The sequence below is a fragment of the Hyphomonas sp. genome (assembly GCF_046313735.1).
Taxonomy (GTDB): domain Bacteria; phylum Pseudomonadota; class Alphaproteobacteria; order Caulobacterales; family Hyphomonadaceae; genus Hyphomonas.
In genome coordinates this window covers 100,741-126,611 of the sequence record NZ_JBKBXW010000003.1, presented here as the reverse complement: position 1 = coordinate 126,611, position 25,871 = coordinate 100,741, and the positions used below count along the sequence as shown (strand labels likewise).

26 protein-coding genes and 1 other RNA gene are annotated in these 25,871 nt (G+C 66.0%); 15 read left to right on the top strand and 12 right to left on the bottom strand.

Annotation, left to right across the window (positions count from 1 at the left end):
- Both ACK4SV_RS02750 and miaA read right to left on the bottom strand, forming a co-directional pair.
- Positions 1-1,737, bottom strand: a complete 1,737-nt coding sequence (locus ACK4SV_RS02750) for an acetolactate synthase 3 large subunit (protein WP_409916325.1) — start codon at positions 1,735-1,737, stop codon at positions 1-3.
- Between the two features lie 254 nt (positions 1,738-1,991).
- Entirely contained in the window at positions 1,992-2,945 is a 954-nt protein-coding gene (miaA, locus tag ACK4SV_RS02745; protein WP_409916260.1) for a tRNA (adenosine(37)-N6)-dimethylallyltransferase MiaA, read from the bottom strand.
- 88 nt (positions 2,946-3,033) lie between these two features.
- Between miaA and serB the strand changes: the two genes are divergently transcribed.
- Both serB and ACK4SV_RS02735 read left to right on the top strand, forming a co-directional pair.
- Entirely contained in the window at positions 3,034-3,978 is a 945-nt protein-coding gene (gene serB / locus ACK4SV_RS02740; protein WP_409916259.1) for a phosphoserine phosphatase SerB, read from the top strand.
- A 2-nt stretch (positions 3,979-3,980) separates the two neighbouring features.
- Complete coding sequence (locus tag ACK4SV_RS02735) at positions 3,981-4,454, top strand: NUDIX domain-containing protein (protein WP_409916258.1); 474 nt, start codon at positions 3,981-3,983, stop codon at positions 4,452-4,454.
- A gap of 351 nt (positions 4,455-4,805) precedes the next feature.
- Here the strand turns inward: ACK4SV_RS02735 and ACK4SV_RS02730 are convergent, their stop codons facing one another.
- Entirely contained in the window at positions 4,806-5,456 is a 651-nt protein-coding gene (locus tag ACK4SV_RS02730) for a CDP-alcohol phosphatidyltransferase family protein (protein ID WP_409916257.1), read from the bottom strand.
- A gap of 134 nt (positions 5,457-5,590) precedes the next feature.
- On the opposite strand from ACK4SV_RS02730, the gene ACK4SV_RS02725 reads away from it, so the two are divergent.
- A complete protein-coding gene (locus ACK4SV_RS02725; RefSeq protein WP_409916256.1) occupies positions 5,591-6,385 on the top strand; it encodes a thymidylate synthase in 795 nt (264 codons plus the stop codon).
- Positions 6,386-6,393: 8 nt separating this feature from the next.
- Here the strand turns inward: ACK4SV_RS02725 and ACK4SV_RS02720 are convergent, their stop codons facing one another.
- Positions 6,394-6,927, bottom strand: a complete 534-nt coding sequence (locus ACK4SV_RS02720) for a hypothetical protein (RefSeq protein WP_409916255.1) — start codon at positions 6,925-6,927, stop codon at positions 6,394-6,396.
- 136 nt (positions 6,928-7,063) lie between these two features.
- Between ACK4SV_RS02720 and ACK4SV_RS02715 the strand changes: the two genes are divergently transcribed.
- Complete coding sequence (locus ACK4SV_RS02715; protein ID WP_409916254.1) at positions 7,064-7,744, top strand: aquaporin; 681 nt, start codon at positions 7,064-7,066, stop codon at positions 7,742-7,744.
- 277 nt (positions 7,745-8,021) lie between these two features.
- Here the strand turns inward: ACK4SV_RS02715 and ACK4SV_RS02710 are convergent, their stop codons facing one another.
- The gene (locus tag ACK4SV_RS02710) at positions 8,022-8,405 is read right to left on the bottom strand and encodes a hypothetical protein (protein ID WP_409916253.1); all 384 of its coding nucleotides are present in this window, start codon (positions 8,403-8,405) and stop codon (positions 8,022-8,024) included.
- Positions 8,406-8,624: 219 nt separating this feature from the next.
- Entirely contained in the window at positions 8,625-9,287 is a 663-nt protein-coding gene (locus tag ACK4SV_RS02705) for a VUT family protein (protein WP_409916252.1), read from the bottom strand.
- Between the two features lie 142 nt (positions 9,288-9,429).
- On the opposite strand from ACK4SV_RS02705, the gene ACK4SV_RS02700 reads away from it, so the two are divergent.
- Together ACK4SV_RS02700 and ACK4SV_RS02695 are read left to right on the top strand one after the other, a co-directional pair.
- The gene (locus ACK4SV_RS02700; protein ID WP_409916251.1) at positions 9,430-9,960 is read left to right on the top strand and encodes a dihydrofolate reductase; all 531 of its coding nucleotides are present in this window, start codon (positions 9,430-9,432) and stop codon (positions 9,958-9,960) included.
- A gap of 92 nt (positions 9,961-10,052) precedes the next feature.
- The gene (locus tag ACK4SV_RS02695) at positions 10,053-10,976 is read left to right on the top strand and encodes an SMP-30/gluconolactonase/LRE family protein (protein WP_409916250.1); all 924 of its coding nucleotides are present in this window, start codon (positions 10,053-10,055) and stop codon (positions 10,974-10,976) included.
- A 4-nt stretch (positions 10,977-10,980) separates the two neighbouring features.
- Here ACK4SV_RS02695 and ACK4SV_RS02690 read toward each other — a convergent pair whose 3' ends face one another.
- Complete coding sequence (locus tag ACK4SV_RS02690) at positions 10,981-12,201, bottom strand: DUF2252 domain-containing protein (RefSeq protein WP_409916249.1); 1,221 nt, start codon at positions 12,199-12,201, stop codon at positions 10,981-10,983.
- A 169-nt stretch (positions 12,202-12,370) separates the two neighbouring features.
- Here ACK4SV_RS02690 and ACK4SV_RS02685 point away from each other — a divergent pair, with 169 nt between their 5' ends.
- A complete protein-coding gene (locus ACK4SV_RS02685; RefSeq protein WP_409916248.1) occupies positions 12,371-13,843 on the top strand; it encodes an amidohydrolase family protein in 1,473 nt (490 codons plus the stop codon).
- A gap of 13 nt (positions 13,844-13,856) precedes the next feature.
- Positions 13,857-14,594, top strand: coding sequence for a hypothetical protein (locus tag ACK4SV_RS02680; RefSeq protein WP_409916247.1), 738 nt, complete (start codon positions 13,857-13,859; stop codon positions 14,592-14,594).
- A gap of 160 nt (positions 14,595-14,754) precedes the next feature.
- Here ACK4SV_RS02680 and ACK4SV_RS02675 read toward each other — a convergent pair whose 3' ends face one another.
- The 3 genes from ACK4SV_RS02675 to ACK4SV_RS02665 all read right to left on the bottom strand — a co-directional run bounded on the left by ACK4SV_RS02675 (position 14,755) and on the right by ACK4SV_RS02665 (position 17,475).
- Entirely contained in the window at positions 14,755-15,204 is a 450-nt protein-coding gene (locus ACK4SV_RS02675; protein ID WP_409916246.1) for a RidA family protein, read from the bottom strand.
- 82 nt (positions 15,205-15,286) lie between these two features.
- On the bottom strand, positions 15,287-15,979 hold the full coding sequence (locus ACK4SV_RS02670; protein WP_409916245.1) for a hypothetical protein: 693 nt from the start codon (positions 15,977-15,979) through the stop codon (positions 15,287-15,289).
- Positions 15,980-16,302: 323 nt separating this feature from the next.
- The gene (locus tag ACK4SV_RS02665; protein ID WP_409916244.1) at positions 16,303-17,475 is read right to left on the bottom strand and encodes an Mrp/NBP35 family ATP-binding protein; all 1,173 of its coding nucleotides are present in this window, start codon (positions 17,473-17,475) and stop codon (positions 16,303-16,305) included.
- A 167-nt stretch (positions 17,476-17,642) separates the two neighbouring features.
- Here ACK4SV_RS02665 and hflK point away from each other — a divergent pair, with 167 nt between their 5' ends.
- The 7 genes from hflK (at position 17,643) to ACK4SV_RS02630 (ending at position 24,493) form a co-directional block, all read left to right on the top strand.
- Entirely contained in the window at positions 17,643-18,806 is a 1,164-nt protein-coding gene (hflK, locus tag ACK4SV_RS02660) for an FtsH protease activity modulator HflK (protein WP_409916243.1), read from the top strand.
- Positions 18,806-19,702: a protease modulator HflC gene (gene hflC / locus ACK4SV_RS02655; protein WP_409916242.1), complete on the top strand. Its 897-nt coding sequence runs from the start codon at positions 18,806-18,808 to the stop codon at positions 19,700-19,702. The genes hflK and hflC overlap by 1 nt, the downstream gene beginning before the upstream one ends.
- A gap of 35 nt (positions 19,703-19,737) precedes the next feature.
- Positions 19,738-19,938 (top strand): DUF2065 family protein, encoded by a 201-nt coding sequence (locus ACK4SV_RS02650; RefSeq protein WP_409916241.1) that lies wholly within the window; start codon positions 19,738-19,740, stop codon positions 19,936-19,938.
- Positions 19,939-20,017: 79 nt separating this feature from the next.
- Positions 20,018-21,469 (top strand): Do family serine endopeptidase, encoded by a 1,452-nt coding sequence (locus ACK4SV_RS02645; protein WP_409916240.1) that lies wholly within the window; start codon positions 20,018-20,020, stop codon positions 21,467-21,469.
- A 239-nt stretch (positions 21,470-21,708) separates the two neighbouring features.
- Positions 21,709-22,698 (top strand): sodium:calcium antiporter, encoded by a 990-nt coding sequence (locus ACK4SV_RS02640; RefSeq protein WP_409916239.1) that lies wholly within the window; start codon positions 21,709-21,711, stop codon positions 22,696-22,698.
- Positions 22,698-23,450 (top strand): SDR family oxidoreductase, encoded by a 753-nt coding sequence (locus ACK4SV_RS02635; RefSeq protein ID WP_409916324.1) that lies wholly within the window; start codon positions 22,698-22,700, stop codon positions 23,448-23,450. The genes ACK4SV_RS02640 and ACK4SV_RS02635 overlap by 1 nt, the downstream gene beginning before the upstream one ends.
- Before the next feature lie 8 nt (positions 23,451-23,458).
- Positions 23,459-24,493 carry a threonine aldolase family protein gene (locus ACK4SV_RS02630; protein ID WP_409916238.1) on the top strand — a complete coding sequence of 345 codons (1,035 nt, stop codon included), beginning with the start codon at positions 23,459-23,461 and terminating at the stop codon, positions 24,491-24,493.
- Between the two features lie 22 nt (positions 24,494-24,515).
- Here ACK4SV_RS02630 and ACK4SV_RS02625 read toward each other — a convergent pair whose 3' ends face one another.
- Together ACK4SV_RS02625 and rnpB are read right to left on the bottom strand one after the other, a co-directional pair.
- The gene (locus ACK4SV_RS02625) at positions 24,516-25,136 is read right to left on the bottom strand and encodes a hypothetical protein (RefSeq protein WP_409916237.1); all 621 of its coding nucleotides are present in this window, start codon (positions 25,134-25,136) and stop codon (positions 24,516-24,518) included.
- 97 nt (positions 25,137-25,233) lie between these two features.
- Positions 25,234-25,615, bottom strand: an RNA gene (gene rnpB / locus ACK4SV_RS02620) — RNase P RNA component class A.
- Positions 25,616-25,871 lie beyond the last annotated feature (256 nt).

Here is a 25,871-nt window from a genome sequence, read left to right as displayed (position 1 = left end):
TCAGACGAGCTTGCGTCCGGCCTCGCCGATCTCGTTACCGGTTATTTCGCCCAGGATCATCTGGTTGTGTGCGGAGCCCGACGGGATCATCGGCAGGCAGTTCTCCGCCCGCTCCACCCGGCAGTCGAACAGCACCGGACCCGGATGATCAATCATCTCGCGGATCTTCGCGTCCAGCTCGGCGGGATCGTCACACCGGATGCCATGCGCGCCCATTGCGTCCGCCAGCTTGACGAAATCCGGCAGGCTTTCCGAATAGGAATGTGAATAGCGCTCGCCATGCAGGAGCTCCTGCCACTGGCGCACCATGCCCATCCACTCATTGTTGAGGATGAACACCTTCACCGGCAGCCTGTGCTGAACAGCCGTCGACAGCTCCTGCATCATCATCTGGATCGAGGCTTCACCCGCAATGTCGATGACAAGCGCCTCGGGGTGCGCCGCCTGCACGCCCACGGCAGCAGGAAGCCCATAGCCCATCGTGCCGAGTCCGCCCGACGTCATCCAGCGGTTCGGCTCCTCGAAATGGAAGAACTGCGCCGCCCACATCTGGTGCTGGCCCACTTCGGTCGTGATGTAGGTCTCGCGGTCCTTGGTGAGCTCATAGAGACGCTCGACCGCATATTGCGGTTTGATCACCGTCTCAGAGCCCGCATAGGCAAAGCAGCGCCGCGCCCGCCAGGTCTCGATCTGCTCTTTCCAGGGCGAGAGGTCCGGCAGCTTGCGCTTCAGCCGTTTCAGCTCGGCGATGAGCGCGGCCAGCGCCTCTGCGCAATCGGCTAGCACCGGCACATCCACCCGCACGATCTTGTTGATCGAGGAGGCGTCGATATCAATGTGGATCTTCTTCGATTTCGGCGAGAAGGCATCAATCCGCCCCGTCACCCGGTCATCAAAGCGCGCGCCGACACAGATCATCAGGTCGCAGTCATGCATCGCATTATTGGCTTCGAAGCTGCCATGCATCCCCACCATGCCCAGCCAATCGGGATGCGAGGCCGGGAAGGCGCCGAGGCCCATCAGCGTCGAGGTCACCGGAATGCCTGTCGCCGCCTGCAGCTCGCGCAGCAGGGCAGAGGCGCGCGGCCCGGAATTGATCACCCCGCCGCCGGTATAGAGCACAGGCCGCCAGGCGCGGCTGATCAGGTCGGCTGCCGCCGCAATCGCCTCCGGCGCCGGCTTCGTGCGCGGCACATAGGTCGGTTTGAAGATGCCGGCCTTGCCGATGTAAGGCCCGGTCGCGAACTGGATGTCCTTCGGAATGTCGATCACCACCGGGCCGGGCCGGCCCTGGGTGGCGATATAGAACGCCTCATGGATCGTGCGGGCGAGATCGTTCACATCGGTCACGAGGTAATTGTGCTTGGCGCAGGCGCGCGTGATGCCGGTCGTGTCGCACTCCTGGAAGGCGTCGGTGCCGATCAGGTGCGTCGGCACCTGCCCGGTGATGACGACCATGGGGATTGAGTCCATCATCGCATCGGTGATCGGGGTGACCATATTGGTCGCCCCCGGCCCGGAGGTGACCAGTGCCACGCCCGGCTTGCCGGTGGAGCGGGCATAGCCCTCGGCGGCATGGCCCGCGCCCTGTTCATGGCGCACGAGAATGTGGCGGATCGCATCCTGCCCGTAGAGCGCATCATAGATCGGCAGCACCGCCCCGCCCGGATAGCCGAACATCACCGACACGCCCTGTTCCCTCAGCGCTTCGACGACGATCTGCGCGCCGGTCATCATGCGCGGGGCAGCGGCGGGTTCGGCTTTCGGGCTGGCGGGCTTGGCCTCGGTCTTGGTGCTCATGGGGGCGGTTCCGGTCGGGAGAGGGGGGGAGGGGAGAGAGGGTCGGGTCTGAACGGTCTTGCCAAAGAAAAAAGGGCCCCCGGAGGAAGCCCTTTTCTGCGCGCACCCGTAATTGCCTGGCAAGAGGCAATTACGGGCACATAAGGATTACTACCAGATTCGCGCGCATTCAGCGTTTCCTCAACCGCGTATCAGGAGGCATAATCTTCCGCAGTGGCTCTGTCAATCTCGCGGTAGAGGGCAAAAATCACCCGAAGCCGGTCCGGCAGCTCGGGCGAGGGAATGCGCGGCCAGAACGGAAACTGCCGCCCGATCCAGGTGAATTGCCGCTTGGCATAGCGGCGGGTATCGCGCTTGGCATTCTCGGCGGCTTCCTCGGCGCTGATCTCGCCCCGCACGAAGGCGGCGAGCCAGGGCATCCCGTGCGCCTTCATCGAGGGCAGCTCGGGGTCGAGCCCGCGCGCCACCAGCGCCCGCGCCTCGGCCATCGCGCCCTGCATCAGCATTCCCTCGAAGCGCCGGTCGATCTTCTTGTAGAGCGCCGCGCGCGGCGGGGTCAGCGCAAAGCCGATCCATTCGCCTTCGCCCAGAACCGGAGGCTGGCGCTCGGTCTGGAAGTCGCTCAGCGGCCGCCCGGTTGCCAGCCACACCTCATAGGCCCGGGCGAGGCGCTGGCGGTCGCCGGTGCCGAGGCGTTCGGCAAGGTCGGGATCATGCGGCATCAGCCGGCGGCGCAGGCCCTCGGCACCCTCGCTCTCGCTGATCGCGCGCACTTCGGCGCGGATATCATCCGGCACCGGCGGAATATCGGAGAGGCCCTGCGTCAGCGCCAGCAGGTAAAGCCCCGTGCCGCCGACGATCACCACCGGCTTGTTCTGCTTCTGCAAGCGCCGGAGCACCCCGCGCGCCGCTTCCAGCCACTCGCCGGTCGAATAGCGCGCGCCCGCATCGACATAGCCGAACAGATGGTGCGGCACGCCGGCCATCTCCTCCTCCGTGGTGCGGGCCGAGATCACCTGCAGGTCGCGGTAGACCTGCATGGAGTCGGCATTGACTACCTCCCCGCCGAGCCTGCGGGCGAGTTCGATGGCGAGAGCCGATTTGCCGCTGGCCGTCGGGCCGTGGATGAGGATTGCCGGATGCATGTCTTTACAACTAAGGACTTGCGGCGCGCGAGGAAAGCCACCTTGCCCCATCTCGGCGCTGTCCCGGCGCCCAACCTGGAGAAGATGCGTGGAAAACCCGGCCCGATCTGAAGCAGAGGCAACTGGCCGCCAGCCCTTCGGACTCGTGGGCGTTGCCGCGCGTCCTGTCGCCAGCCTTGCAGATGCGCTCCGCGCGCGCCTTGCCGCCCTTGGCGGCGAGATGGGCGAGGTTCAGATCCTCTCAGCTGAGGGCGAAACGCTGGGCGCCGTCGCTGCCGAGATTACCCTGCCGCCGGAAGCTGCGCCCCAGCTGCGCCAGCTGCTCGACCTTGAAGACGAGATCGACGCCTTCCTCGGCCCGGTGGCTGCGATGCAGCCCGCCCGGGTGCTGATCTCGGACATGGATTCCACCATCATTGGCCAGGAATGTATCGACGAGATCGCCGATGCTATCGGCCTGAAGCCGCAGATCGCGGAGATCACCGAACGCGCCATGCGCGGTGAACTCGATTTCGAGGCCGCGCTGACCTCGCGGGTCGCCATGCTGAAAGGCCTGCCCCTGCCGGCCCTGCAGCGCACTTTCGAGGAACGCCTCACCCTCAATCCCGGCGCGCGCACGCTGATCCGCACCGTCCGCGCGATGGGACACAGGACGCTGCTCGTCTCCGGCGGTTTCACCTTCTTTACCTCCCGCATCGCCGCGCTTGCCGGGTTCGAACACGATCTCGGCAACACGCTGGGCGATGATGGCGCCGTGCTCACCGGCGAAGTCGCCCGGCCGATCCTTGGCCGCGAGGCCAAACGCCGCGCGCTGGAGGAAGCAGCGGGCGCTGCCGGAAGCCCGCTCGTGAACACGATCGCGCTCGGGGACGGCGCCAATGATCTGGGCATGATCCGCGCGGCGGGCATCGGCGTCGCCTATCATGCCAAGCCTGTGGTTGCCGCCGAAGCCAATGCCTCGATCCGGCATACGGATCTCACCGCCGCATTGTTCTTCCAGCGCTACACCTCGCGCGATTTCGTGCGGGACTGACGATGCCGAGCCTGCGCACCCGCCTCTTCCACACCTGGTTCCGGCTGACCCGGCCTGTTACTTTGGGTGTGCGCGCGGCGGTGGAGAATGAAGCCGGCCACGTCTTCATGGTGCGCCATACCTATATCAAGGGCTGGCACATGCCCGGCGGCGGGGTCGAGCAGGGGCAGACGGCGGCTGAAGCGCTGCGGCGGGAGCTGCTGGAGGAAGCCGGCGTGCAGCTGATCGCAGAGCCGCTCCTCATCAGCCTCTATTCCAACCATCACAGTTTCCGGAACGACCATATCGCCTTCTACCGCGTCCCCTGGGGCAGCTGGCAGCAGGTCGAAGCCACCCAGCAGGGCGAGATTGCCGAAACCGCCTGGGTCGATCCGCAGAGCCCCATCGAAGGCACGACAGCGGGAAGCCTCCTGCGCTTCGGCGAGCTCTATCGCGGCGATCCGCTCTCGCCCTATTGGGGCATCAGAAGATCATAGGCCATTCGCATGGGCGAAGGCGAAGACCGCTGGCAGGCAGAGGAAGGCGAGCATCGCCAGAAGTATGGCGGCAATGTTCGGTCTGGGACGGCGCCGGTATCTCATGGCTGCCAGTGTTCGGGAGTGATTGTGGCGGCACGCAGGCGAGAAAAAGTTCGCCTGAGGATTGTTTGCAGCCTGCCTGAAAAGCGGGCGTTAACCTGCTGTTAAGGGGTGTGGCGCAATCTGGGCGCATGGCAGCTCCCCCTACTGCCATGAAAGATGACCCTGATACCACGCGGCCTGACGCGACCCCGCGGGCACCCGCAGATCAAAGTCACACGCCGGCCTGCTTCCCACAGGCCGGCGTTTTCATGTCCGGCGCCGGATCACGCGCACATACTGTGCCGCTGTGTAGAGCGAGAGCCCGGCTGCCGCCCAGAGCATCAGGACGAGCGCGCCTGCGCCGATCTGGCCGACCAGGCTTGCCTCTCCGCCGGCCGGGGCCTCGGGCGCGGGCCAGAGGGCGAGCGGCAGCATCAACCCTGCGATGGCCAGCATCTCGATCGCGGTCTTCACCTTGGCAAGGTTTGACGGGGCAACGACGCCTTTTGCTTCCGGCCGCGTGCGCAGCCAGGTCATGAACACATCGCGCGCGATGATCAGCGCGGCGGGCACATAGATGAGCCAGCTTTTCAGCGCGAGCGCGAGCGCGACCAGCGCCGCGGCCACCAGCAGCTTGTCGGCAATCGGATCGAGCCAGACACCGAACCGGCTCTCGGCCCCGAATTGCCGCGCGGCCCAGCCATCGAGGAAATCGGTGATCACGCCGGAGAGAAAGGCGAGCAGCGTGAACTGGTGCCAGAGCTGCTGGAAGGTCAGCAGCCGCTGGCGCTCGAGCCCGGTTTCCGTGCCCGCCTCCAGCACACCGTCGATGCCGGCGGCTCTCAGCGCGCCGAACAGGACAAGCGCCGCAAAGACGCAGCGGGATACGGTCAGCGCATTGGGAAGCCAGGCGAGCATGGGCTTCCTCTGCCAGCCGGGGGCAGGGGCTGCAATCTGCGGGGCGCATTTCCTTCGGCGCAATTCACTGGCGCGGAGGGCCTGCGTTAACTTATGCTGGCCGGGTCATCCCCGATTCGATAGCGGTGATCCTGATGCAGCAATATCACGGCCTTCTTGAAGACATCCTCGCCAACGGCGTCCAGCGCGGCGACCGCACCGGAACCGGCACGCTGGGCGTGTTCGGCCGCCAGATGCGGTTCGACCTGGCCGAAGGCTTCCCGATGGTGACGACCAAGCGGCTGCACCTGCGCTCGATCATCATCGAGCTGCTCTGGTTCCTGAAGGGCGACACGAACATCGCCTGGCTGAAGGAAAACGGCGTTTCGATCTGGGATGAATGGGCCGACGAGAAAGGCGACCTTGGCCCCGTCTATGGCAAGCAATGGCGTAGCTGGGCGGCGCCCGATGGGCGGGTGATCGACCAGATCCAGTGGGTGCTCGACGAGATCCGCACCAATCCCAATTCCCGCCGCCTGATCGTGTCGGCCTGGAACCCGGCGGATGTGAACGAGATGGCGCTGCCGCCCTGCCACTGCCTGTTCCAGTTCAATGTGATGGCCGGCAAGCTCAACTGCCAGCTCTACCAGCGCTCGGCGGACGTGTTCCTTGGCGTGCCGTTCAACATCGCCTCCTATGCGCTGCTGACGATGATGATGGCGCGCGCCACGGGCCTTGAGCCCGGCGAATTCGTACACACGCTGGGCGATGCGCATCTGTACCTGAACCATCTCGACCAGGCGCGCCTGCAGCTGACGCGGGAGCCGCGCGACTTGCCGGTGATGCTCATGAACCCGGACAAGACGGACTTGTTCGGCTGGGAGTATGAGGATTTCCGCGTCGACGGATATAATCCGCACCCGCACATCAAGGCGCCGGTGGCTGTCTGAAGCCTGCTTCAGCCTGGCCCAAGCGTGCAATCGACCTGCGCGCCGGTCTCCACCGTGATCGGCAGCGGCGCATCGAAGACCGGGCAATCCATCTGCACGGGCTGCGGTCCGGCGGCGAGGCTGTAGACTTCGATCCGCACCTGCTGGAGGCCGACCGTTTCGCGCCTTGCCTGTTCGCGGTCGAACCGGCCGGTCAGGGTCAGCGACTGGTTGCGCACGGCGAGTTCGCGTGTGTCTTCGCCGAGCACGATCCGCCCGCCCGGGGCCGGCTGGCCGGGGCGCGGCTGGGCATGGACCATCATCGATACCCGCAAGGTCTGGCCCGCCGCGACGAGGGCATCGGCGAGGTCCGGCGCGAGGCTGATATCCAGCCGGAAGGGCAGCGCGATGATCTCCTGCGGCAGATCGGGCGCGGGCTGAGGCGCCGGAGAGACAGGCGGCGCGGGGCGCGTCCCTGCTGCGGGCGCGGCCTCGGGCTTCGAGGAGCAGGCGGCAGCGAAGAGCGAGGCAGCGGCGAGAAGGCAGATCAGGCGCAGGCGCATGGCTGGTTTTGTCGCGGCTCGCCTGGGCGCTGGCAAGCCCCGAATCTCTGCTTGCCGCCGGGTCAGAAGCCCTGCAATCTGGGATGGGGGACAAACGGCGAAAAAGACCGGCGATCCTCCTGCATTGGAGGCAAACATGAAACCCGCAATCGCCGAATTCATCGGCACCTTTACCCTCGTCCTGTTCGGATGCGGCTCGGCTGTTCTCGCTGGCGGCGAAGTCGGCCAGCTCGGCATTTCCTTCGCCTTCGGCCTGGCCATCGTGGCGATGGCCTATGGCATCGGTCCCATTTCCGGCTGCCACGTCAATCCGGCGGTCAGCTTCGGCGCGTTCGTGTCGGGCCGGATGGGGCTGAATACCATGCTGCAATACTGGGCCGCGCAGTTTGCCGGCGCGCTGGCCGGGGCGGGGGTGCTTTACCTCATCGCATCGGGCCGGGCGGATTATTCCCTCGCCGGCAACGGGCTTGGCCAGAATGGCTGGGGGCCGGGCTATCTCGGGGAATATGCGCTGATCGCGGCGCTGGTCTTTGAAGTGGTGGCAACCTTCCTGTTCCTCGTCGTGATCCTCGGCGCGACCCAGAAGGCGGCGCCGGGCATGGTGGCGGGCCTCGCAATCGGCCTGACGCTGGTGGTGATCCACATTGTCGGCATCCAGGTGACCGGCGTATCGGTGAACCCCGCGCGCAGCTTCGGCCCGGCGGTGATCGTCGGCGGGCAGGCGATCTCGCAGCTCTGGCTGTTCCTCATCGCGCCGCTGATCGGCGCCGCGCTGGCGGGCGTCCTGTTCCGGCAGAAATTGCTGGAAGCGGAATAGGGGCCGGTCTGCCAACGTTTCAGTCGTCGTCACTCCCGGCCGGCGCCAGCCGGTCTGGGAGCCTATCTCCTGAGTCTGCCGCAATCGCTGCGGCGCCGATGTCCGGAGATGGGCCCCCTGATGCGCTGGCGCGCATCGGGGGTGACGAACTGTGAGGGTGTGCGGTGGGTGAGAGCCTACCGAAGCTCAATGGATGGCGCGCTTCCTCCAGCACCGGCGGCCGCAGGGCTGGCGGGGCCAGTGCGGGGAGGGGTTGGGTTTGGGGTGAGGGCGTGTGTCAGGAAGTATCCGGGTGGGCTCTGGCCAGCGTCGGCGCAGGACAGGCGACTGATTCGTCTGTGGACGGAGCATGTCCGGCGGCCAGCGCGCCGGGCTTGAAGCCGGCGGCGGCAGCGAGGCGGCGCAGGAGCGTGTCTTGCGGGGGCCGCGCGATGGGCATGAGGAGATTGAGCGCGGTGGCGCCGCGGGCGCGGCGCTGATCGGTGATGAGGCCGAGATAGATGACGCGGCCGAAGGGCGTGATGCCGAAGCGGTAGACGAAGCCCCGCCCGTACTCGCTGCGGACCCAGGCCTTCAGCGCGGCGAGCTGCGCGAAGATCAGCGGCCAGAGAAGGCGCTGGAGCGGCGACAGCCAGTGGAAGGGGCGGGTCAGCGAGTACATGACGGGCGGAGTGTACGCTGGCGCCGGACCGGATCGGATAAGTTTGGGGGATTTTCTTTTATGGGGTTGAATTTGCGGGGGTTTTGAGCGGCTGAGGTGTGGGATAGAGGGCGGGTTGTTCCGCAGAGTCCGGAGAGGTCTGGAGATGGGCACCCTGATGGCCTTTGGCCATCGGGTGTGACGAACACTTTGGGTGTGCGTTTGTGAGGAGGGGGCGCGTCAGGCTTCGTAGGGGGAGATGAGGCCCTGGTCTTCGCGGCGGCGGATGACCCAGGAGACGAGGACGGCGCCGACCATCTTGCCGATGACGAAGACGATCCAGTTCGCCGGGTGGAGCATGTTGCCGGGCTCGAGGCCGAGCTGCATCTGCTGGGCGAGGTCTGCGCCATAGAGGAAGACCGTGGTGTCGACGGGCGAGGCGAGGGCACTGGAGATCAGGATACGGGTCGAGAGCCGGTATTTCGTGAACGTGTAGACCAGCCAGTCGACGAATTCGGAAATGGCGAAGGCGATGCCGCTGGCGAGCGCGATGACGGGCCAGGCGTAGAAGAAGGACCAGGCGACTGCGAGGGCCATCAGGATCAGCACCTTGTGGCCCATCTCGCGCTGGACGAAATCGCGCACGACAAAGACCATGCCAGTGACCATCGTCATCGGGTGGAGGGCGATGCCCTGCTGGTAGGCGTCGCTGGGGTCGATGATCTGGAACTGGGGAATCACTCCGAAGGACCAGTTCAGGAAAGGTATCAGGGCGACATATATCAGCGCCCAGCCCCGGCCCTGCAGGTACCAGATGGCACCGATGGTCAGAGCGAGCGCGAACAGCGCTGGCAGCAACAGGTTGGGATGACCGTTGGTCAGCACCGCGACGAGGTCGAACATGATACCGGTGTCTCTCCGCGATGCCTTTATGCAGTTGTGGCTGCCATCCGGGCTTGCTTAACGCACCCCCCCGGCGCGAGGAAGCCTGCAACACGGGGATAGCGCTCAGACGGCAAGAAATAGAGAGACAGCGGCAAAAGTCATGTCCACCCATGTAAAACTCTGCCTGATCGTTGCGCAGGCGCGCAACCGCGTGATCGGCGCCGAAGGCAAGCTGCCCTGGCGCCTGAAGGACGATATGGCCTTCTTCAAGCGCACCACGACCGGCGCCCCGGTGATCATGGGCCGCAAGACCTGGGAAAGCCTTCCCGTTCGCCCGCTGCCGTCGCGCGACAATATCGTGCTGACACGCGACTGGGATTATGACGCGCCGGGCGCGCGGGTGTATGCGAGCTTTGCCGCTGCGGTGAACGCGGCGCGGGCGATGGCCGCGCGCGAGGGGCGGGATGAAGCGTTCGTGATCGGCGGGGCGGAGATCTATGCCTCTGCGCTGCCGGTGGCCGACCGGATCTACCTGACCGAGGTGGACGCGACGGTGGCGGGCGATGCGCGCTTTCCGGATATTGACCGTCGCCACTGGGCCGAGGGGGACGTGCAGTCTTTCCCGGCAGGCGATGGCAATGAACATGCCTTCACCATCCGCCGGCTGGACCGGGCGCCGGTCTCTGTCTGAAGCTGCGCGGGCGCGGCCTCACGCCGGGTCAATGATGGACGCTTTTCCGCATCGGGCCTAGCCTCCGGCAAAACCTGCCGGGAGGGTATGACATGCAATTCGATGTGATCGGCTCGGGCCTTGGCTTTCCCGAGGGGCCGGTGGTGATGGCGGATGGCTCGGTCATCATCGTGGAGATCCAGCTTGGCTGCATCTCGCGCCTCTGGGGCGACGGGAAGCGCGAAGTGATCGCGACACCCGGCGGCGGGCCGAACGGGCTGGCGATCGGGCCGGACGGGGCGCTTTATTGCTGCAACAATGGCGGCTTCGAATACCATGACGTCGGTGGGCTGACGATTCCCGGAAACTGCCCGCCGGACTATTCGGGCGGGCGGATCGAGCGGATCGACCTTTCGACCGGCAAGGTCGAGCGGCTGTATGACAGCGTCGATGGCAACGGCCTGCGCGGGCCCAATGATATTGTCTTTGATGCAGAGGGCGGGTTTTATTTCACTGACCTGGGCAAGGGTTTCTCGCGCACGCGCGATCATGGCGGCGTCTACTACGCAAAGCCCGATGGCAGCTTGATCAGGGAAGTGGACTATCATCATATCTCGCCGAATGGCTGCGGCCTGTCGCCGGATGGCAAGACGCTGTATTTCGCTGACACGATGACGGCGCGGCTCTGGGCCTTTGCGCTGACCGGGCCGGGGGAGTATGCGCCGCACCGGCCGCCTTTCCTGCGGGGCCGGGTGATTACGGGGCAGACGGAGCTTTGCTATTTCGACAGCCTGGGCGTTGCGGCGTCCGGAAATGTCTGTGTGGCAACAATTCTCAGGAATGGCGGCTATGGCGGCATCACGACGATCACGCCGGCGGGCGATTACAGCTTCATCGAGATTCCGGACCCGTTCGTCACCAATATTGCCTTTGGCGGGGCGGATATGCACGACGCCTACATCACCGCGTCCGGCACTGGCCAGCTGATCAGGTGCCGGTGGCCTGAGGCGGGGCTGAAGCTCAACTATAACGCATAGGGTTTCAGGCCTCGCCGGGCGCCTCAGGCGCGAAGGCGCCGTCATCGTAGGCCTGGCTGTAGGCGGCCCAGTCGTCTTCCACCTGGCGGGCGGCGGCGAGGGCGGCATCGAGAAGTTCGCCGCGCCATTTCTGCCGTGCGCCGAAATCCATCAGCGCGTCAGCATTGGCAGAGCCCTGCCGGCCGCTGCTGCGCAGCTGGGCGGAGGCGAGACAATCCGCCATCGTGGCGACGAGGCTTTCGATGGCGCCGTCCTGTTTCGCCGCTTCGGCGAGGGAGACGCGGTCGGCAATCGGCTGCATCTCGCGCAGGATGTAGGACGCCCCGTCCATCTCCACATCGTGTAGGAAGGCGAGGGGGACGGCCTGCATGCGCCGCTGCACGGCGATGGCGCGGGCGGCTTCATTCTTCCATCTGGGCTGTTTCAGCGGGCTTGCCCCGGCGAGCGCCGAAGGCGGGGATTGTTTGAGGTCGAGCAGGTAATGCCTGTCCGGTGCGCCCCTGCCCTGGATGAGGACGAGATAGCGGTCGAGGCCGAGGCTGCCATTGCCGGCGACGCGGCGAGCGATGTCGAGCACACGGTAGAATTTCGGATCAGGCTCGCGCGCGGCGAAGGCGTTGATGGCGGCGGTAACGCGCTCGCGCTGCGCTTTGCTGGCGGGGAGGAGCTTGCGGTCATCGACCTTCAGGACACGGCGGGTTTTGTGCATGACCGTCCGGCTGCTGAGCAGGTCGATCCGCTGCCGGGATTTCAGCGAGGTGAGAAGCTCGCGCACCGGGCCGTCGGCGATCTCTCGCTCGACCCAGCGGGCATGGCCATCGGCGAGGCCGTCTGCCCACCGCCGGATGAACATGTCTCCGAGGGCGAGGGCTTCCTTTTCGCCGGCTTTCAAGGCTTCGCGCCCGACGATCAGGCTACTGACCATCCGCACCGCATCCCAGCTGGCCGGGGCAAGAATGCCTTCGTCGAAATCATTGATGTCGAAATAGACCTGGCGGTTGTCGCCCTTGTAGCTGCCATAATTCTCGAGGTGGAGGTCGCCGCAGGTCCAGGCGGGCGGGGCCTTTTCGAGCACCGGGGCATCGGGCAGGCGGTTATAGTAGAGATGGCAGGTCGCCCGCAGGAAGACGAACGGGCCGGAGCGCATGTTCGCGTATTTCATCGCAAGGCGTTCCGGCAGGCGGCCGGCATTGAACTTCTGGATCTTGCGGACGAGCTTGCTCATGGCGGGCCTTCCTGTCTGGCGGCACTCCATTCTGTCTGAACTTGCGGGCGCGATAAAGTCCGGGTCCCGGATCAACCTCTGCGGGCGGTGTTTCGCTTTTTGCTTCCTGCGTTGCCCGCGCTGGTATACCGTATCTCCTATACAACAAAGTTTGCACGAGGAGGACGCTATGCATACCCACGAGGCCCATGCGCACTGTTGCGGACACGCACATGCCGAGGGGGTCGACCCCTGCCATTGCGGCGCGCCGTACACGCTGGAGGCCTTCCGCAGGATTTCGGCGGATCTTGACCGGCGGCAGATGCTGGGCGGGATGGCGGCGGTGGTCGGCATGTTTGCGGGCTTTGGCCTCGCCGAGAAGCCGGCCTGGGCGGCGGGGCCGGGGCAGGCGGTGCGACTGACAAATCTGAGCTATTTTGACGGGGTCACCCTGTCGATCCAGCGCGGGCGGGACATCGTGGTGCAGGGCGGGCGGATCACCGCGCTGATTGCGCCGGGCGAAGCGTTTGAAGGCGCGGTTGTGCGCGATTGTGGCGGGCGGACGGTGATCCCGGGGCTGATTGATTGCCACTGGCATTCAACGCTGGTGGCGGTCAGCATGATCGCGGCGCTGACGCAGGATATCGGCTTTGTGCACCTGATGGCGGGGCGCGAGGCGGGCGCAACGCTGCGGCGCGGCTTCACGACCGTGCGCGATGTGGGCGGGCCGGCCTTCGGGCTGAAGATGGCGATTGACCGGGGCGCCCTGCCGGGGCCGCGGATTTTCCCGTCCGGCGCGATGGTGTCGCAAACTTCCGGACACGGAGATTTCCGCCTCTTAAGCGAACTGCCCCGTATGCCGGGGACGCCGGCCAACCAGATCGAGCAGCAGGGCGTTGCGCTGATTGCCGACGGGGCGGACGCGGTGCTGCGCGCGGTGCGCGAGCAGCTGATGAAGGGGGCGAGCCAGATCAAGATCATGGCGGGCGGGGGCGTATCCTCACTGTATGACCCGCTCGATACCACTCAGTATACGGAACGCGAGATGCGGGCGGCGGTCGAGGCAGCCGAGGACTGGGGCACTTATGTGTGCGCGCATGTCTACACGCCGGGGGGCATCCGGCGGGCCGTGAAAGCGGGTGTTAAATCCATCGAACATGGTCAGCTGGCGGATGAAGAGACGGTCCGTGTGATGGCGGGGGAAGGGGTCTGGTGGTCGATCCAGCCCTTCCTGGCCGATGAGGACGCCAACCCCAAGGATGACCCTGTCCAGCAGGCCAAGCAGGAAGAAGTGGCTGAAGGCACGGTGCGGGCATTTGAGCTGGCGCGAAAGCACCGGGTGCCGATGGCGTTCGGAACGGACATCCTGTTCAATCCGGCGGGCACCGGCAGCCAGGGACGGCAACTGGCGAAGTTTGCGCGTTTCATGACGCCGCTGCAGGCGCTGCATACGGCCACCGGCGCGGCCGGGCAACTGCTGGCGCTGTCGGGTGAGCGCGCGCCTTATCTGGCGCCGCTGGGCGTGATCCGGCCTGGCGCGGCGGCGGATCTGCTGGTGGTGAATGGCGATCCTTCGGCAAGCCTCGATTTCCTGGATGATCCGGAGGCGAACCTTCCCATGATCATGAAGGGCGGGGCGGCGATCAAGGACCAGCTTGGCTGAGGAGGCCATCGGTATGCGGACTTTTCTTGCTATAGCGGCCATGGCCGCCGGGATGGCGGCGCCGGCCCATGCTCAGGCGACGGAGGGCTGGAGCGGGCAGGTGACGCCTTATATCTGGGGCGCGGGATTTTCCGGCGAAGTGCGCCCGGTTGCAGGCGGGCCTGTCTTCGAAGTGAAGGAATCCGTGTTCGAAGTGCTCGATGACCTGGAGGGCGCGTTCTTCCTGACGGGCCTTGCGCGGCGGGGCGATCTTGTGATCGTCGGGGACATCAGCTGGTCGTCTTCTTCGCGCACGGAGTCTCCGGGGCAGGGGCTGCCGCCGGTGAAAGGCTCGGTCGACTCGCTGTTTGCAACCGTTGTGGCCGGGCGGCGGATACAGGCGCAGAGCGACCAGACGATTGACTTCCTGGCCGGTGTGCGGGTGTGGGATATTGATGCGACGGCGGATGTTCAGGGCCTGCCGCTGTCGGCGTCGCGGTCTGTGTCCCTGATTGATCCGGTGATCGCGGTTCGCTTTAACCGGCAGCATACGAACGGTTTTTCGACGATTGCCTATGGCGATATCGGCGGCTTCGGCGTTGGCGCGGATTTCAGTGCGCAGGCGGCGGTGACCGTGAACTATGCGATCAATGAACAGGCCTATGTTTCGGGCGGCTACCGCTATGTGCATCTCGATTACGAGAAACGCGGCGCACGGATCGACATTCGCTTCAGCGGGCCGCTGCTGGGCTTTACATGGCGGTTTGATTAGGGCGGGGCAGGGCCGCCGGGCGGCTCATTCTGAGCGCTTTCGCAGGCTCATCCTGAGCGAAGTCGAAGGATGGGCCGGGGCTGGCACAGCGCTGCTTGGCCATCCTTCGACTTCGCTCAGGATGAGCGTTGGGGGTGGGGCGGGCTTTTTGATCGAGGCTTCAGCGCGCCGCCGCCACGCAGGTGATTTCCACCAGGGCGCCGAAGGGCAGGGCGGTGACGGCGATGGCGGTGCGGGCGGGCGGATCGCGCTCGAAATAGGTGGCGTAGACTTCGTTCATGGCCGTATACTGATCAATGTCGGTCATGTAGACGGTGCATTTGAGGAGGTCGGCCATGGCGGCGCCGGCGGCTTCGGTGTTGGTCTTGACGGCTGTCATCGCGGCATGGGTGGCTTCGCGCACATCGCCGGTTTCGCTGCGCCCGATGACACCGGCCAGGTATATCGTGTCGCCATGGCGGACCGCTGCGCTGTAGAGATGATTGCCGGGCACGAGGACTTGTTTGGTGGCCGGCGCGGCCGGGGCAGGCGGCAGGACGGTCTCGTTGACCGAGACGCAGGCGCCGAGGCTGGCTGCGGCTAGGAAGGGGACGGCAAGCAAACGGATCATCGCGGGAACCTCTCTGAAACGCCTGATGGTTTCATGCCGCGAGGCTGATGCCCAAGCAAGAGTGCGTTGCCGGGGGCGCCTGTCAGGGCGCGATGCAGCGGGCGCCGGACTGGCGGTAAGGGCGATTGCATTGCCATCCGTCGCCGGCCGAATTCAGGTGCGCGAATTCAGGAACGGCCACCTTGATGCAGGCATTGCCCTGCGCCCGGTATCCGCGTTCGCAGGCCCAGCCGGAGCCGGCCTGGCTGTCGGTCAGGTAGCCATTCTGCGGAACGCGGATGGCAACACATTGTGCGGCGGCCGGGCGATAGCCCCGCTCGCAGGCCCAGCCGGAGCCAAAGCTGGAATTGGTCAGATAGCCGTTTGCAGGCACCTGGACCTTGTCACACCGGTCACTCGCGCGGGTGTAGCCCCGCTCGCACTGCCAGCGTTGTCCCGTGCTGTCGAGATAGGCGTTTGCCGGGATTGCGATCTCAACGCAGGCCTCTGCGCGGCGCTCATAACCATGGTTGCAATCCCAGCCGCGGCCGAAGGAGCCGCTGGTGAGATGTGCATTCTCCGGCAGGCCAATTGCGGCGCAGGATTCGCCTGCCTGGCGGAATCCGGAGTCGCAATTCCAGCCGCTGCCGAATGTCCGGGCGCTGGAGTTATCCGGGCGGCTGGTGTCTTCGCCGGCGGACTGGGCTGAAGCCGCGCCGGCCATCAGGCAGGCGCCTGCGGCTGCCGCGAGCCAGCGCCTCAGGACAGGGCGCGGGGCGGCGATGGGGAGTTTCATTGTGTCTCGTTTCAGCCCGGTCAAATCAGGGCGGCTGGGATCAATCTGGCGAACCCCGGAGGCTCAGCGGGCGCGCGGCGAGGCAGACGGGACGTGCGGAGGTTCGGGGTTCTGGGCTGACCGGATCAGGCGGGGTGCGGAAGGCGCCGCATATTTGCGTTTTTCGGTGCGGGGCAATTCGCTGATGGGGCGGGTCATGGGCAGGCACTCCGGAAAGCAGAAGGATGCTCTGCCGTTTAGAGGTGGGACCCGGAGGGGTTGAATGCAAGGCTTTGAATTTTTATAATTTTTTTATGGTGAATCTTGTTTGGATACAAGGGGCCTCAGTCCTCGAACACGATTTCGGGTGGGGGTTTGGTGATGAGGTCGTCGAGGGCGAGGGCGACCGAGCGGGCGAGGTTCAGGAAAACATCCGTGGCCGGACCTTTGCCGAGGGCGGCGGGGGTGCCGTTGTCGCCGGCTTCTCGGATGGCGGTCAGCATCGGGATCTGCGCCAGCAGGGGCAGGCCGAGCGCTTCGGCCATGCGGCGGCCGCCGCCTTCGCCCATGAGGTAATGCCGGTTGCCGGCGGGGTCTTCGAACCAGCTCATCGTCTCGGCGATGCCGATGACGGGCACATGCGTCTTGGCGAACATCGCCGCGCCGCGGCGCACATCGGCGAGGGCGACTTCCTGCGGCGTGGTGACGATCAGGGCGGCGGTGACGGGGACTTTCTGGGCGATGGCGAGCTGAGCGTCGCCGGTGCCGGGGGGGGTGTCGATGATCAGGAGGTCGAGCGGGTCTTCCGGGGTGCCCCATTCGGCATCATTCAGGAGCTGGGTGATGGCGGACATGACGATAGGCCCGCGCCAGATCATCGGAGCGTCGGGGTCTGACAGATAGCCGATGGAAAGGGTTTTCATCCCGTGCGCCTCGACGGGGATGAGCTTCTTGCGCGCGGAGGTGGCAGGTTCCGCGTTCACGGTGCCGAGCATGGTGGGGATCGAAGGGCCGTAGATGTCGGCGTCGAGCAGGCCGACCTTCATGCCGGCGCGCGCCATGGCGGCGGCGAGGTTGACCGCGACGGTGGACTTGCCGACGCCGCCCTTGGCGCTGGCGACCACGAGGATGCGGGCGATACCGGGGATGGGCTTGAGGCCGGCCGAGGCCGGGGGCGCGCCCTGGGAGAGGGCTTCGTCGGAGAGGCGGGCGCCTTTGGTGACGCGGCGGGCGCCGGCGGGCAGGGGCGAGGGGGCGTGCGGGGCGGCAGGCCCTGACGATTTCTCGGCAGTCAGGACCGTGGTGACGGCGGCAATGCCGGCGACGCGCTGAGCGGCGTTTTCGGCCTCGATCCGGCGGGCTTCACCGGCAGCGGCATCGGCCGGATCGGCCCGGATGATGAGGATGGCGCGGCCTTCATCGTTGACCGTCACGGATTCCAGCCAGTCCGGCGCGCCGAGGGCGGCGCGGATGGCTTCCTGCAACCTGTCCTTTGATTTCTGCTTCGAGCCGAACATGCTCACGCCCCTGCTGATATGCTGCGGCGGTATGGCAGACGCGCTGGCTGGGGCAAGCGGGGCGGGCGGGAATGCGTCATTTTTGCAGCGCTCCTGTTCCGATTTCGGGTGCATGGCGCGCCCGAGGCTCTATATAGGCGGACAAGATAAGAGATTCAGGAGGCGTCATGCCCTGGGATGACAAGACGAAAGGTTCCGGCCCGTGGGGCGGGGGCGGCGGCGGAAAAGGCGGCGGTGAGGAGGGCGGATCGCCCTGGAACCGGCCTTCCGGCGGCGGCAATGGCGGCGGCGGTGGCGGCAAGCCTCCGGCTGACCTCGAAGAACAGATGCGCAAGATGCAGGAACGTTTCCGTCAGCGGCGCGGCGGCGGCGGCGGTGGTGGCCGGGGCAATGGACGCGGCGGATCCGGCGGCATGGGCCGCGGGGCAGGCCCGCTGGGTATCGCGGTGATCGCCGGTGTGGCGGTGCTCGCCTGGCTGTCGACCAGCGTGGTCGTGGTTGACCCGACGCAGCAGGCGGCGATTTTCCGCTTCGGCAAATGGCAGGCCAATTATGGACCGGGCCTTCATTTCCACCTGCCGGCCCCGGTCGAGCGGCATGAGCTCCTGAACGTCGAGCGCCGGATGGAAACCTCCATCGGCGCAACGCTCGACCAGAGCCTGATGCTCACCCAGGACGAGAACATCGTCGATATTCAGTTCTCCGTGTTCTGGAAGATCGATACCGAGAACCCGCAGGATTACCTCCTGAATGTACGCCGGCCATCGGAAACGGTGGCGATGGTCGCTGAGTCCGTGATGCGCGAAGTGGTCGGCAAGACGCGGCTGCAGAACCTGATCACCACCGAGCGGGACGCGGTGCAGCGCGCCGTGGCGCAGCAGGTGCAGACCCTGCTCAACGAATACCGGGCCGGCATTGAAGTGCTCTCGGTACAGATCGACAAGTCTGACCCGCCGGCGCAGGTGATCGAGGCGTTCAACGATGTGAACGTCGCCGAGCAGGACGCCGAGACGCGCACGAACCAGGCAACCCAGTTTGCCAACGAGATCGTGCCGCAGGCGCGCGGTACTGCCCAGCGCCTCCTGCAGGAAGCCGAAGCCTACCGCGACCAGATCGTCGCCGATGCAACGGGTGAAGCCTCCCGCTTCGAGCAGATCCTTGAGGAGTATCGCAAGGCGCCGCGCGTGACCCGCGAGCGGATGTATCTCGAGACGCTGGAACGCGTGCTCGAGCGCTCCGACAAGATGATCCTCGACCAGAATTCGGGCGCCGTGCCTTACCTGCCGCTTGAGCGGACCCGGCCCCAGCAAAGCAGCGGAGGAACCCCCTGATGCGTGCCTTCGGATGGATAATCCTGATCCTGTCCATTATCGGACTTGTGATCGTTTCAAACGTGTTCTTCATCGTGCGTCAGGCCGAGCAGGCGATCCTGCTGGAAGTCGGCCGCCCGGTGCGGATCATCAATGCGACGGGTGCGGATGAAGCCGGCCTGCACATGAAGATCCCGATCTATCAGCAGGTCGAAATTCTCGACAAACGCAACCTCGGCCTGGATATCCAGGGTATTGAGGTGATTGCCTCAGACCAGCGCCGGCTGCGCGTGGATGCGTTCGTCCGCTGGCGGATCAGTGATCCGCTGCGCTACTACCAGCGTTTCCGCGTTGAGACGGCCGCAGAGGCCCAGCTGAACCGGATCACGACCTCCGCGATCCGTGAGGCGCTTGGCGATGTGGCCGTGCCGGAAATCATCTCCGGGCAGCGCGCCCAGCTGATGGACCGTATCCGGAACAATGTGAACCAGGGCCTGCAGAATGACGGCATCGACATCATCGATGTCCGTATCCGCCAGGCGGACTTGCCGCGCGAAGTGGCCGAGGGTGTTTACAACCGTATGCGGACGGCCCGTCTGCAGGAAGCCCAGCGTATCCGCTCGGAAGGGGAGGAGCGGGCCCGCCTGATCCGCGCCCAGGCCGAACGGGAGAAGACTGTCATTGAAGCGCAGGCACGGGAGCAGGCAGAGATCATTCGCGGTGAGGGCGATGCCCGCGCGACGGAAATCTATGCGGCAGCCTATGGCCGGGATGCGGAATTCTTCCGTTTCCAGCGCGCCCTGCTGGCCTGCGAGAAGGCGATCCAGCGCGGCACCCAGCTGGTCATCGGACCGAGTTCGCTCGGCGTGTGTGACCAGTTCTTCGACAGCGCCCGGCAGGCCGGCGGCACGCGCTAGGTTAGCCGGAGAAAGGAAACAGGCCGGAGGCCGGTATGGAGATCGGGACGCTGATCCTCGCCGGCCTCGGGCTCTGGCTGCTGATTGAGGGCGGGGTCTGCGCCCTTGCGCCGGATTTTGTCCGCCGGATCACCGAGATGATTTCCGGCCTGCCCGCGCGGGAGTTGTCCCTGGCCGGGGCCATGGCCGCCGTGATCGGCGCCGGGCTTGTCTGGCTTGCAGTGCGCACGGCGTGAAGCGGTTGCAAGCCCGGCCCGAAGCGCCATAGTCAAATGGCAGGCCCGGTGCGGTCGCAGTCTTGGAGAATTCGGGATCATGAAGACGGCAGTCCTTGCGATGGCGGCGTTGATGGCGGCTCTGGCCTTGCCCGTCCATGCCCAGCAGGGCAGCAACCTGACCCGCCAGACGACCCCGGCGGACACCCGCGGGATGCCGCAGAGCTTCAGTGAGCTGTCGAAACGGCTGATGCCGGCGGTGGTGAATATCTCCACCCAGCAGGTCGTGGCGGCGCGGATGCCCTCCTTTCCCGAAGGCTCGCCGGCGGAGCGCTTCAATGAATATTTCGGGCGCAACAATGACGGCTTCCAGCGGCAGGGCTCGCTTGGTTCGGGCTTCGTCATCAGCGCCGATGGCTATATCATCACTAACAACCATGTGATCGAGAAGGCCGACACGATCGAGGTGACCTTTTCCGATGGCCGCACCTTGCGCGCGACGATTGTCGGGCGTGACCGGGATACCGATATCGCCGTGCTGAAAGTGACGTCGCCGACGCCGCTGCCCTTTGTGGAGCTGGGTGACAGCGACCGGGCGGAGGTTGGCGACTGGGTGATTGCGATCGGCAATCCGCTCGGCTTCGGCGGGTCGGTTTCGGCGGGCATCATCTCGGCCACGGGGCGCGATCTGCGCACCGGGCGGTCGGACAATTTCATCCAGACCGATGCCGCTATCAACCAGGGCAATTCCGGCGGGCCGCTGTTCAACCTGACCGGCCAGGTGATCGGGGTGAATACCGCGATCATCTCGCAGTCTGGCGGCTCGATCGGGCTTGGCTTCTCGGTGCCGTCGAACACGGTCAAGCGGATTTCGCGCGCGCTGATTGATGAAGGCCGGGTGCGGCGCCCGCGCCTCGGCGTGAATGTGCAGGATGCGGACGAAGCGCTGATCCGCGCCTACCGCGCGCAGGGCACGAGTGGGGTGATCGTCACCCGCGTGAGCGATGGCAGCCCGGCGGCGACCGCGCGCCTGCAGGTCGGCGACCTGATCCTGCGCATGGATGGCCGGGCTGTGACCAGCACGCGGGAAATGACGCGGATGCTGTCTGAAAAGCCGATTGGCCGGCCGGTGACGGTGACGCTGGTTCGCGACGGGCGCCAGCGCGATGTGCAGGTGACGCTGGACGAGCTGCCCGATGACACGCCAGCCGCCCCTGCGGCCCCAGAAGAGACCACGGGTGTCTCCAATGATCTGGGCGCAGACCTTGTGGCGCTGGACGATGATGTGCGCCGCCGGTTCGGGGCGCCGTCCGACATGACAGGCGTTGCTGTCACGGCCGTCAGCGCGCGCGGGCGGGCCTATAACAAGCTGCGGCGCGGGGATGTGATCATCGAGGTCAATTTCCAGTCCGTCTCGAACGTGCAGGATGTGCTGACGCGGGTGCGCACAGCGATGCAGACCCCGGCCCAGCCCATCCTGATCCGGGTCAAGCGGCGCGGTGAGACGGGGGGCTGGTTCGACCAGTTCGTGTCGATCGAAGTTCGCCGCTAGGGCGAAAATTGCGGTTTCCGGCCTGTTTTTGCTTACCGATTGGACAGGAAACCTGCCGATTTGGCTCGCCAAGGCGTGCGGCGCACGCTATGGACACCCCAAACTGACCATTGAATAGGGCTGAGACCGAGATCATGATCCATCCTTCCCTGATTGCCATTGCCGCTATCGTCATCGTGTTCGGCATCCTGAACCTGATCGAATTCAAGCGCCTCGACTAGGCTCGGCGGAGCAGGCCAGTGCCGGACTCGCTGCTGCTCGTATTCCTGTTTGGCGGCCTGCTGCTCATGGCGCTGGCGGGCGACCTGCTGGTGCGCGGGGCGCTGGGCATTGGCCGCGCGCTGGGTGTGTCACCGCTGTTGGCCGGTATCTTCATCGTCGGGTTCGGCACGTCCGCGCCTGAAATGATGGTCGCCGTCAACGCCGTGATGACGGGCAATGAAGGCCTCGCCTTCGGCAATATCGTCGGCTCCAACATCGCGAATGTGTTCCTGGTCGCGGCGCTGCCGGCGCTGATCTTTCCGGTGATGGCGGGCGGGCCGGGCCAGCGCTGGGCGGTGCTGGCGATGCTGGTCGCCACGGCGGCCTGGATCGGGATGACCGCGATCATGCCGCTGGTGGCGATGATCGGCATCTGCTTCCTGGCGATCCTCGCCGGCTATACCGGCCTCTCGATCATCCTGGCGCGCCGGGCCGAGGCAAAGGGCAAGCCGACCGGGGTCGACGCGGATGCAGCCACCGGCGGCGCGCCGCTCTGGAGGGCGCTGATCTATGTGCCGGTGGGCGCAGCGGCGCTGGTCTGGTCCTCGAACCTGATCATCATGGGCGGTGAGGGTATTGCGCGGTTCTATCAGGTACCGGAGGAATGGATCGGGCTGACGCTGCTGGCGGTGGGCACCTCGCTGCCGGAAATCGGCGCCTCGCTCGCCGCCGCCTTCCGCAAGCGGGGCGATGTGCTGATCGGCAATATCGTCGGTTCGAATATCTTCAATATCCTGGGCGCGGGCGGGCTGGTGGCGCTGTTCGGGCCGGTGCAGGTGGCCGGGCTGTTCCACAATTACGATCATTGGGTGATGGGCATTGCGGCGGTCGTGCTGGCCGGCCTCGTCTTCACGAAGGCGCGGATCGGGCGGCTGACCGGGGTGCTCTTCCTGCTGATCTATGCAGCTTACATTTATGGCCTGGTGCGCGGCTACAGCCTCGCGGCCCTCTTTGACCTTGTCGTGTGATGCGGCCGCAGGGGGCGCTTGTGACCGGTGCCGGCGCGCGCCTCGGGCGCGCGATGGCCGAGGCGCTGGGCGCGGATGGCTGGGCGGTCGCGGTTCATTATAACGGCTCGTCGGCGGGCGCAGAGGAGACGGCCTCGGCGATAAGATCCGCAGGCGGACGGGCGGTGATCCTGCAATGCAACCTCGCCGATGAGGGCGCGCGGGCGGGACTCGTGCCGCGCGCAGCAGAGGCGCTGGGCACGCCCGTGACCCTGCTCGTCAATTCAGCCTCGACCTTTGCAGACGACAGCGCGGCAGGCCACACGCGGGACGGCTGGGACCATCATATGGAGCCCAACCTGCGCGCACCGGTGCACCTTGCTCAGCAGTTGGCCGCCGGGTTGCCAGCAGGCGAGAAGGGCCTTGTCGTCAACCTGATCGACCAGCGCGTGCTGCGGCCGAACCCGCAATTCTTCACCTATACGCTGTCCAAATTGGCGCTTTGGCAGGCGACGCGCACGCTGGCGCAGGCGCTCGCGCCGCACATCCGCGTCAATGCCATCGGGCCGGGGCCGACGCTGCAGAGCGTTCATCAGACGCCGGAGGAATTTGCCGCCGAACAGGCCGCGACGCTGACCGGGGAAGGCTCCAGCCCGGAGGAAATCGTCCGGGCCCTGCGCTACCTCGTTTCCGCCAGCAGCGTGACCGGGCAGATGATCGCCTCCGATGGCGGCCAGCACCTGCTATGGCAGACCCCTGATACGAAGCTCTGAGGCATCCGATGAATTTCAGCTCCGATACCGCTGCCCCGGCGCACCCGGCTGTGCTTGAGGCGCTGGCGCGCGTCAATCATGGTCCGGCGCCGAGCTATGGTGATGACCGGGTGATGAAACAGTTGCGCAGCCTGCTGGTGCGCACCTTCGAGACAGATGAGCTGGACTTCTGGATCACCGCGTCGGGCACGGCGTCCAATGCGCTGGCCCTGTCCTGCTTCTGCCCGCCGACGCATTCTGTGATCTGCCACGCGCAGGCGCACATCCAGGTGGATGAGCGCGGAGCGGTGGAGTTTTTTACCGGGGGCGGACGATTGCACCTGCTGCCGGGGAAGGGCGCCAAGGTCGATTATGGTCAGCTGGCGGATTATCTGGAGGCGTTCGATCCGCGCTTCGTGCATGAGACGCCGCCGGCGGTGCTGTCCCTCACGAACCTGACCGAATGCGGCATGGCGTACCAGCCGGATGAGATCGCGATGCGAGCGGAGCGCGCGAAGCATTTCGGCCTTGCGGTGCATCTTGATGGCGCGCGGCTCGCCAATGCGCTCGTCTTCACAGGCGCGAGCCCGGCGGAGATGAGCTGGAAAGCGGGCGTGGATGTGCTGACCCTCGGCCTGACCAAGACCGGCGCTGTGGGGTGCGAAATCATCCTCTTTTTCGGCAAGGCAAAGGAGAAGGGCCGGGAGCTGCGCGCGCGGGCGAAACGCGCCGGGCATATGCCGCCGAAGATGCGCTACCTGGCGGCGCAGGCGCAGGCGCTGCTGGATGGCGGCCTGTGGCTGGCGCTGGCGGCGCACGCAAACGAGAAGGCGCAGAAGCTGGCCGCCGCCTTCATCGCCGACGGGCACCGGCTGGCCTGGCCGGTGGAGGGCAATGAAGTGTTTGTGCACATTGATGAGCACACGCTGGAAAAGCTGCGCGAGGACGGGGCGGCGTTCTATGAATGGCCGACGGGATCCAACCGCTTCGTCTGCTCCTGGGCGACGGCGGATGCCGAGATTGCGGCGCTTTCGGAGTCGATGACCCGCTCGATGCGGAAGTAGGCGCGGAAGTAAGCCGGGCGGCTCAGTCCGGCGTCAGGGCGCGGCTGAGCCACTGCTGCAGCTGGGCGATGACGGCGCTGCTGTCGATGGGCGCGGCGCGGGCGCCGTCCAGCAGCTCCTGATGCAGGCTCATCACCAGGAGCGGCGACAGGCTGGCGAGCGCAGCAGCGCGCAGGGCGGCTTCTTCCTGCGGGGCGCCGGGCGTGCCGCGCAGCTTGTCGCTGACCGCGCGCAGGGCGGGCTCCAGCACCTTTTCGAGGTAGGCCCGGCCGGCCGCCTCATCCGCGAGCCCCTCGATGAGGCCGAAGGCGTGGGCGCGGATGAACCCGCCGAGGCGCATCCCGGCCTCCGAAATGCGGAAATATTCCTCGAACGCCGTCGCCGGCGTCGCCGAGGGCGTGGCGACCATGGCCCAGAGCGGGCCGGCGCGGTGGCCTATATTTTCGAGGATGTCGAGGACGAGGCCCTGCCGGTCGGTGAAATAATGGCGCAGCGTCGGCTCGGACTGGTGCACCGCCAGGGCGAACTGGCGCAGGGACGGGCGGCGGAGATCTGCCGAGAGGGCAAAATCCGTCAGCGCGTCGAGGAGGGCTTTGCGCTTCTCCTCGAAATCATGGTTCCGGACGCCCGCTGGCCTTGGCATGGTCCCCCCTCCCGCAATTGTCCGGGCCTTTCCTAGACCCTTACGGGCGATTGGACAAACCCGCGGGACGTGCAATTCGCCCGCGCGGCGGAAAATAAGGACCAGATGGCCTGTAAGCCGGGTTCTGTTCGCCCCTTTCGGGGTCTGGCAGCCATTCCTCTGGGACGCCTGTTGCCAGGCGCCTCACGCGACACACCCGGGGCGCGGGCGGACGAACAGCCCATATGCGCCCCCTACTTGGTCTTGCTCCGGGCGGGGTTTGCCTTGCCAGCCCTGTTGCCAGCGCTGCGGTGGGCTCTTACCCCACCCTTTCACCCTTACCCGCCCTTGCCTTGCGGCGCGGGCGGGCGGTTTGCTTTCTGTGGCACTTTCCCTCGGCTCACGCCGGGCGGCCGTTAGCCGTCGCCCTGTTCTCCTGGAGCCCGGACTTTCCTCCAACCGGCAGTTACCCGCCGGCCAGCGGCTGCCCGGCCATCTGGTCGGGCTGCATATAGGGGAGGTGGGGGGCGGATGCAAATGGCGCGGGCGGGAGGGGGCGCGCCGCGCACATTCCACATACGCAAGAAGACGCGGACCCTCCGAAGAGACGCCGCGTCTTCCCATGTGTATCGAATCGATCTACCGAGACACTGTGCTAGCACTCGATGACGGTCGTTCCAGATCACACCGGGCCGCTCTGGTTCGCCGCGTCAACGGCGCTCCTGCCTGCCCATCCGGACTTTCCTTCGCGCTGCG

Excerpts from the sequence above, each read along its gene's own strand:
- ACK4SV_RS02750 (WP_409916325.1), bottom strand. The coding sequence starts at position 1,737 with ATGATGACCGGCGCGCAGATCGTCGTCGAAGCGCTGAGGGAACAGGGC.
- miaA (WP_409916260.1), bottom strand. The coding sequence starts at position 2,945 with ATGCATCCGGCAATCCTCATCCACGGCCCGACGGCCAGCGGCAAATCG.
- ACK4SV_RS02735 (WP_409916258.1), top strand. The coding sequence starts at position 3,981 with ATGCCGAGCCTGCGCACCCGCCTCTTCCACACCTGGTTCCGGCTGACC.
- ACK4SV_RS02730 (WP_409916257.1), bottom strand. The coding sequence starts at position 5,456 with ATGCTCGCCTGGCTTCCCAATGCGCTGACCGTATCCCGCTGCGTCTTT.
- ACK4SV_RS02725 (WP_409916256.1), top strand. The coding sequence starts at position 5,591 with ATGCAGCAATATCACGGCCTTCTTGAAGACATCCTCGCCAACGGCGTC.
- ACK4SV_RS02720 (WP_409916255.1), bottom strand. The coding sequence starts at position 6,927 with ATGCGCCTGCGCCTGATCTGCCTTCTCGCCGCTGCCTCGCTCTTCGCT.
- ACK4SV_RS02715 (WP_409916254.1), top strand. The coding sequence starts at position 7,064 with ATGAAACCCGCAATCGCCGAATTCATCGGCACCTTTACCCTCGTCCTG.
- ACK4SV_RS02710 (WP_409916253.1), bottom strand. The coding sequence starts at position 8,405 with ATGTACTCGCTGACCCGCCCCTTCCACTGGCTGTCGCCGCTCCAGCGC.
- ACK4SV_RS02705 (WP_409916252.1), bottom strand. The coding sequence starts at position 9,287 with ATGTTCGACCTCGTCGCGGTGCTGACCAACGGTCATCCCAACCTGTTG.
- ACK4SV_RS02700 (WP_409916251.1), top strand. The coding sequence starts at position 9,430 with ATGTCCACCCATGTAAAACTCTGCCTGATCGTTGCGCAGGCGCGCAAC.
- ACK4SV_RS02695 (WP_409916250.1), top strand. The coding sequence starts at position 10,053 with ATGCAATTCGATGTGATCGGCTCGGGCCTTGGCTTTCCCGAGGGGCCG.
- ACK4SV_RS02690 (WP_409916249.1), bottom strand. The coding sequence starts at position 12,201 with ATGAGCAAGCTCGTCCGCAAGATCCAGAAGTTCAATGCCGGCCGCCTG.
- ACK4SV_RS02685 (WP_409916248.1), top strand. The coding sequence starts at position 12,371 with ATGCATACCCACGAGGCCCATGCGCACTGTTGCGGACACGCACATGCC.
- ACK4SV_RS02680 (WP_409916247.1), top strand. The coding sequence starts at position 13,857 with ATGCGGACTTTTCTTGCTATAGCGGCCATGGCCGCCGGGATGGCGGCG.
- ACK4SV_RS02675 (WP_409916246.1), bottom strand. The coding sequence starts at position 15,204 with ATGATCCGTTTGCTTGCCGTCCCCTTCCTAGCCGCAGCCAGCCTCGGC.
- ACK4SV_RS02670 (WP_409916245.1), bottom strand. The coding sequence starts at position 15,979 with ATGAAACTCCCCATCGCCGCCCCGCGCCCTGTCCTGAGGCGCTGGCTC.
- ACK4SV_RS02665 (WP_409916244.1), bottom strand. The coding sequence starts at position 17,475 with ATGTTCGGCTCGAAGCAGAAATCAAAGGACAGGTTGCAGGAAGCCATC.
- hflK (WP_409916243.1), top strand. The coding sequence starts at position 17,643 with ATGCCCTGGGATGACAAGACGAAAGGTTCCGGCCCGTGGGGCGGGGGC.
- hflC (WP_409916242.1), top strand. The coding sequence starts at position 18,806 with ATGCGTGCCTTCGGATGGATAATCCTGATCCTGTCCATTATCGGACTT.
- ACK4SV_RS02650 (WP_409916241.1), top strand. The coding sequence starts at position 19,738 with ATGGAGATCGGGACGCTGATCCTCGCCGGCCTCGGGCTCTGGCTGCTG.
- ACK4SV_RS02645 (WP_409916240.1), top strand. The coding sequence starts at position 20,018 with ATGAAGACGGCAGTCCTTGCGATGGCGGCGTTGATGGCGGCTCTGGCC.
- ACK4SV_RS02635 (WP_409916324.1), top strand. The coding sequence starts at position 22,698 with ATGCGGCCGCAGGGGGCGCTTGTGACCGGTGCCGGCGCGCGCCTCGGG.
- ACK4SV_RS02630 (WP_409916238.1), top strand. The coding sequence starts at position 23,459 with ATGAATTTCAGCTCCGATACCGCTGCCCCGGCGCACCCGGCTGTGCTT.
- ACK4SV_RS02625 (WP_409916237.1), bottom strand. The coding sequence starts at position 25,136 with ATGCCAAGGCCAGCGGGCGTCCGGAACCATGATTTCGAGGAGAAGCGC.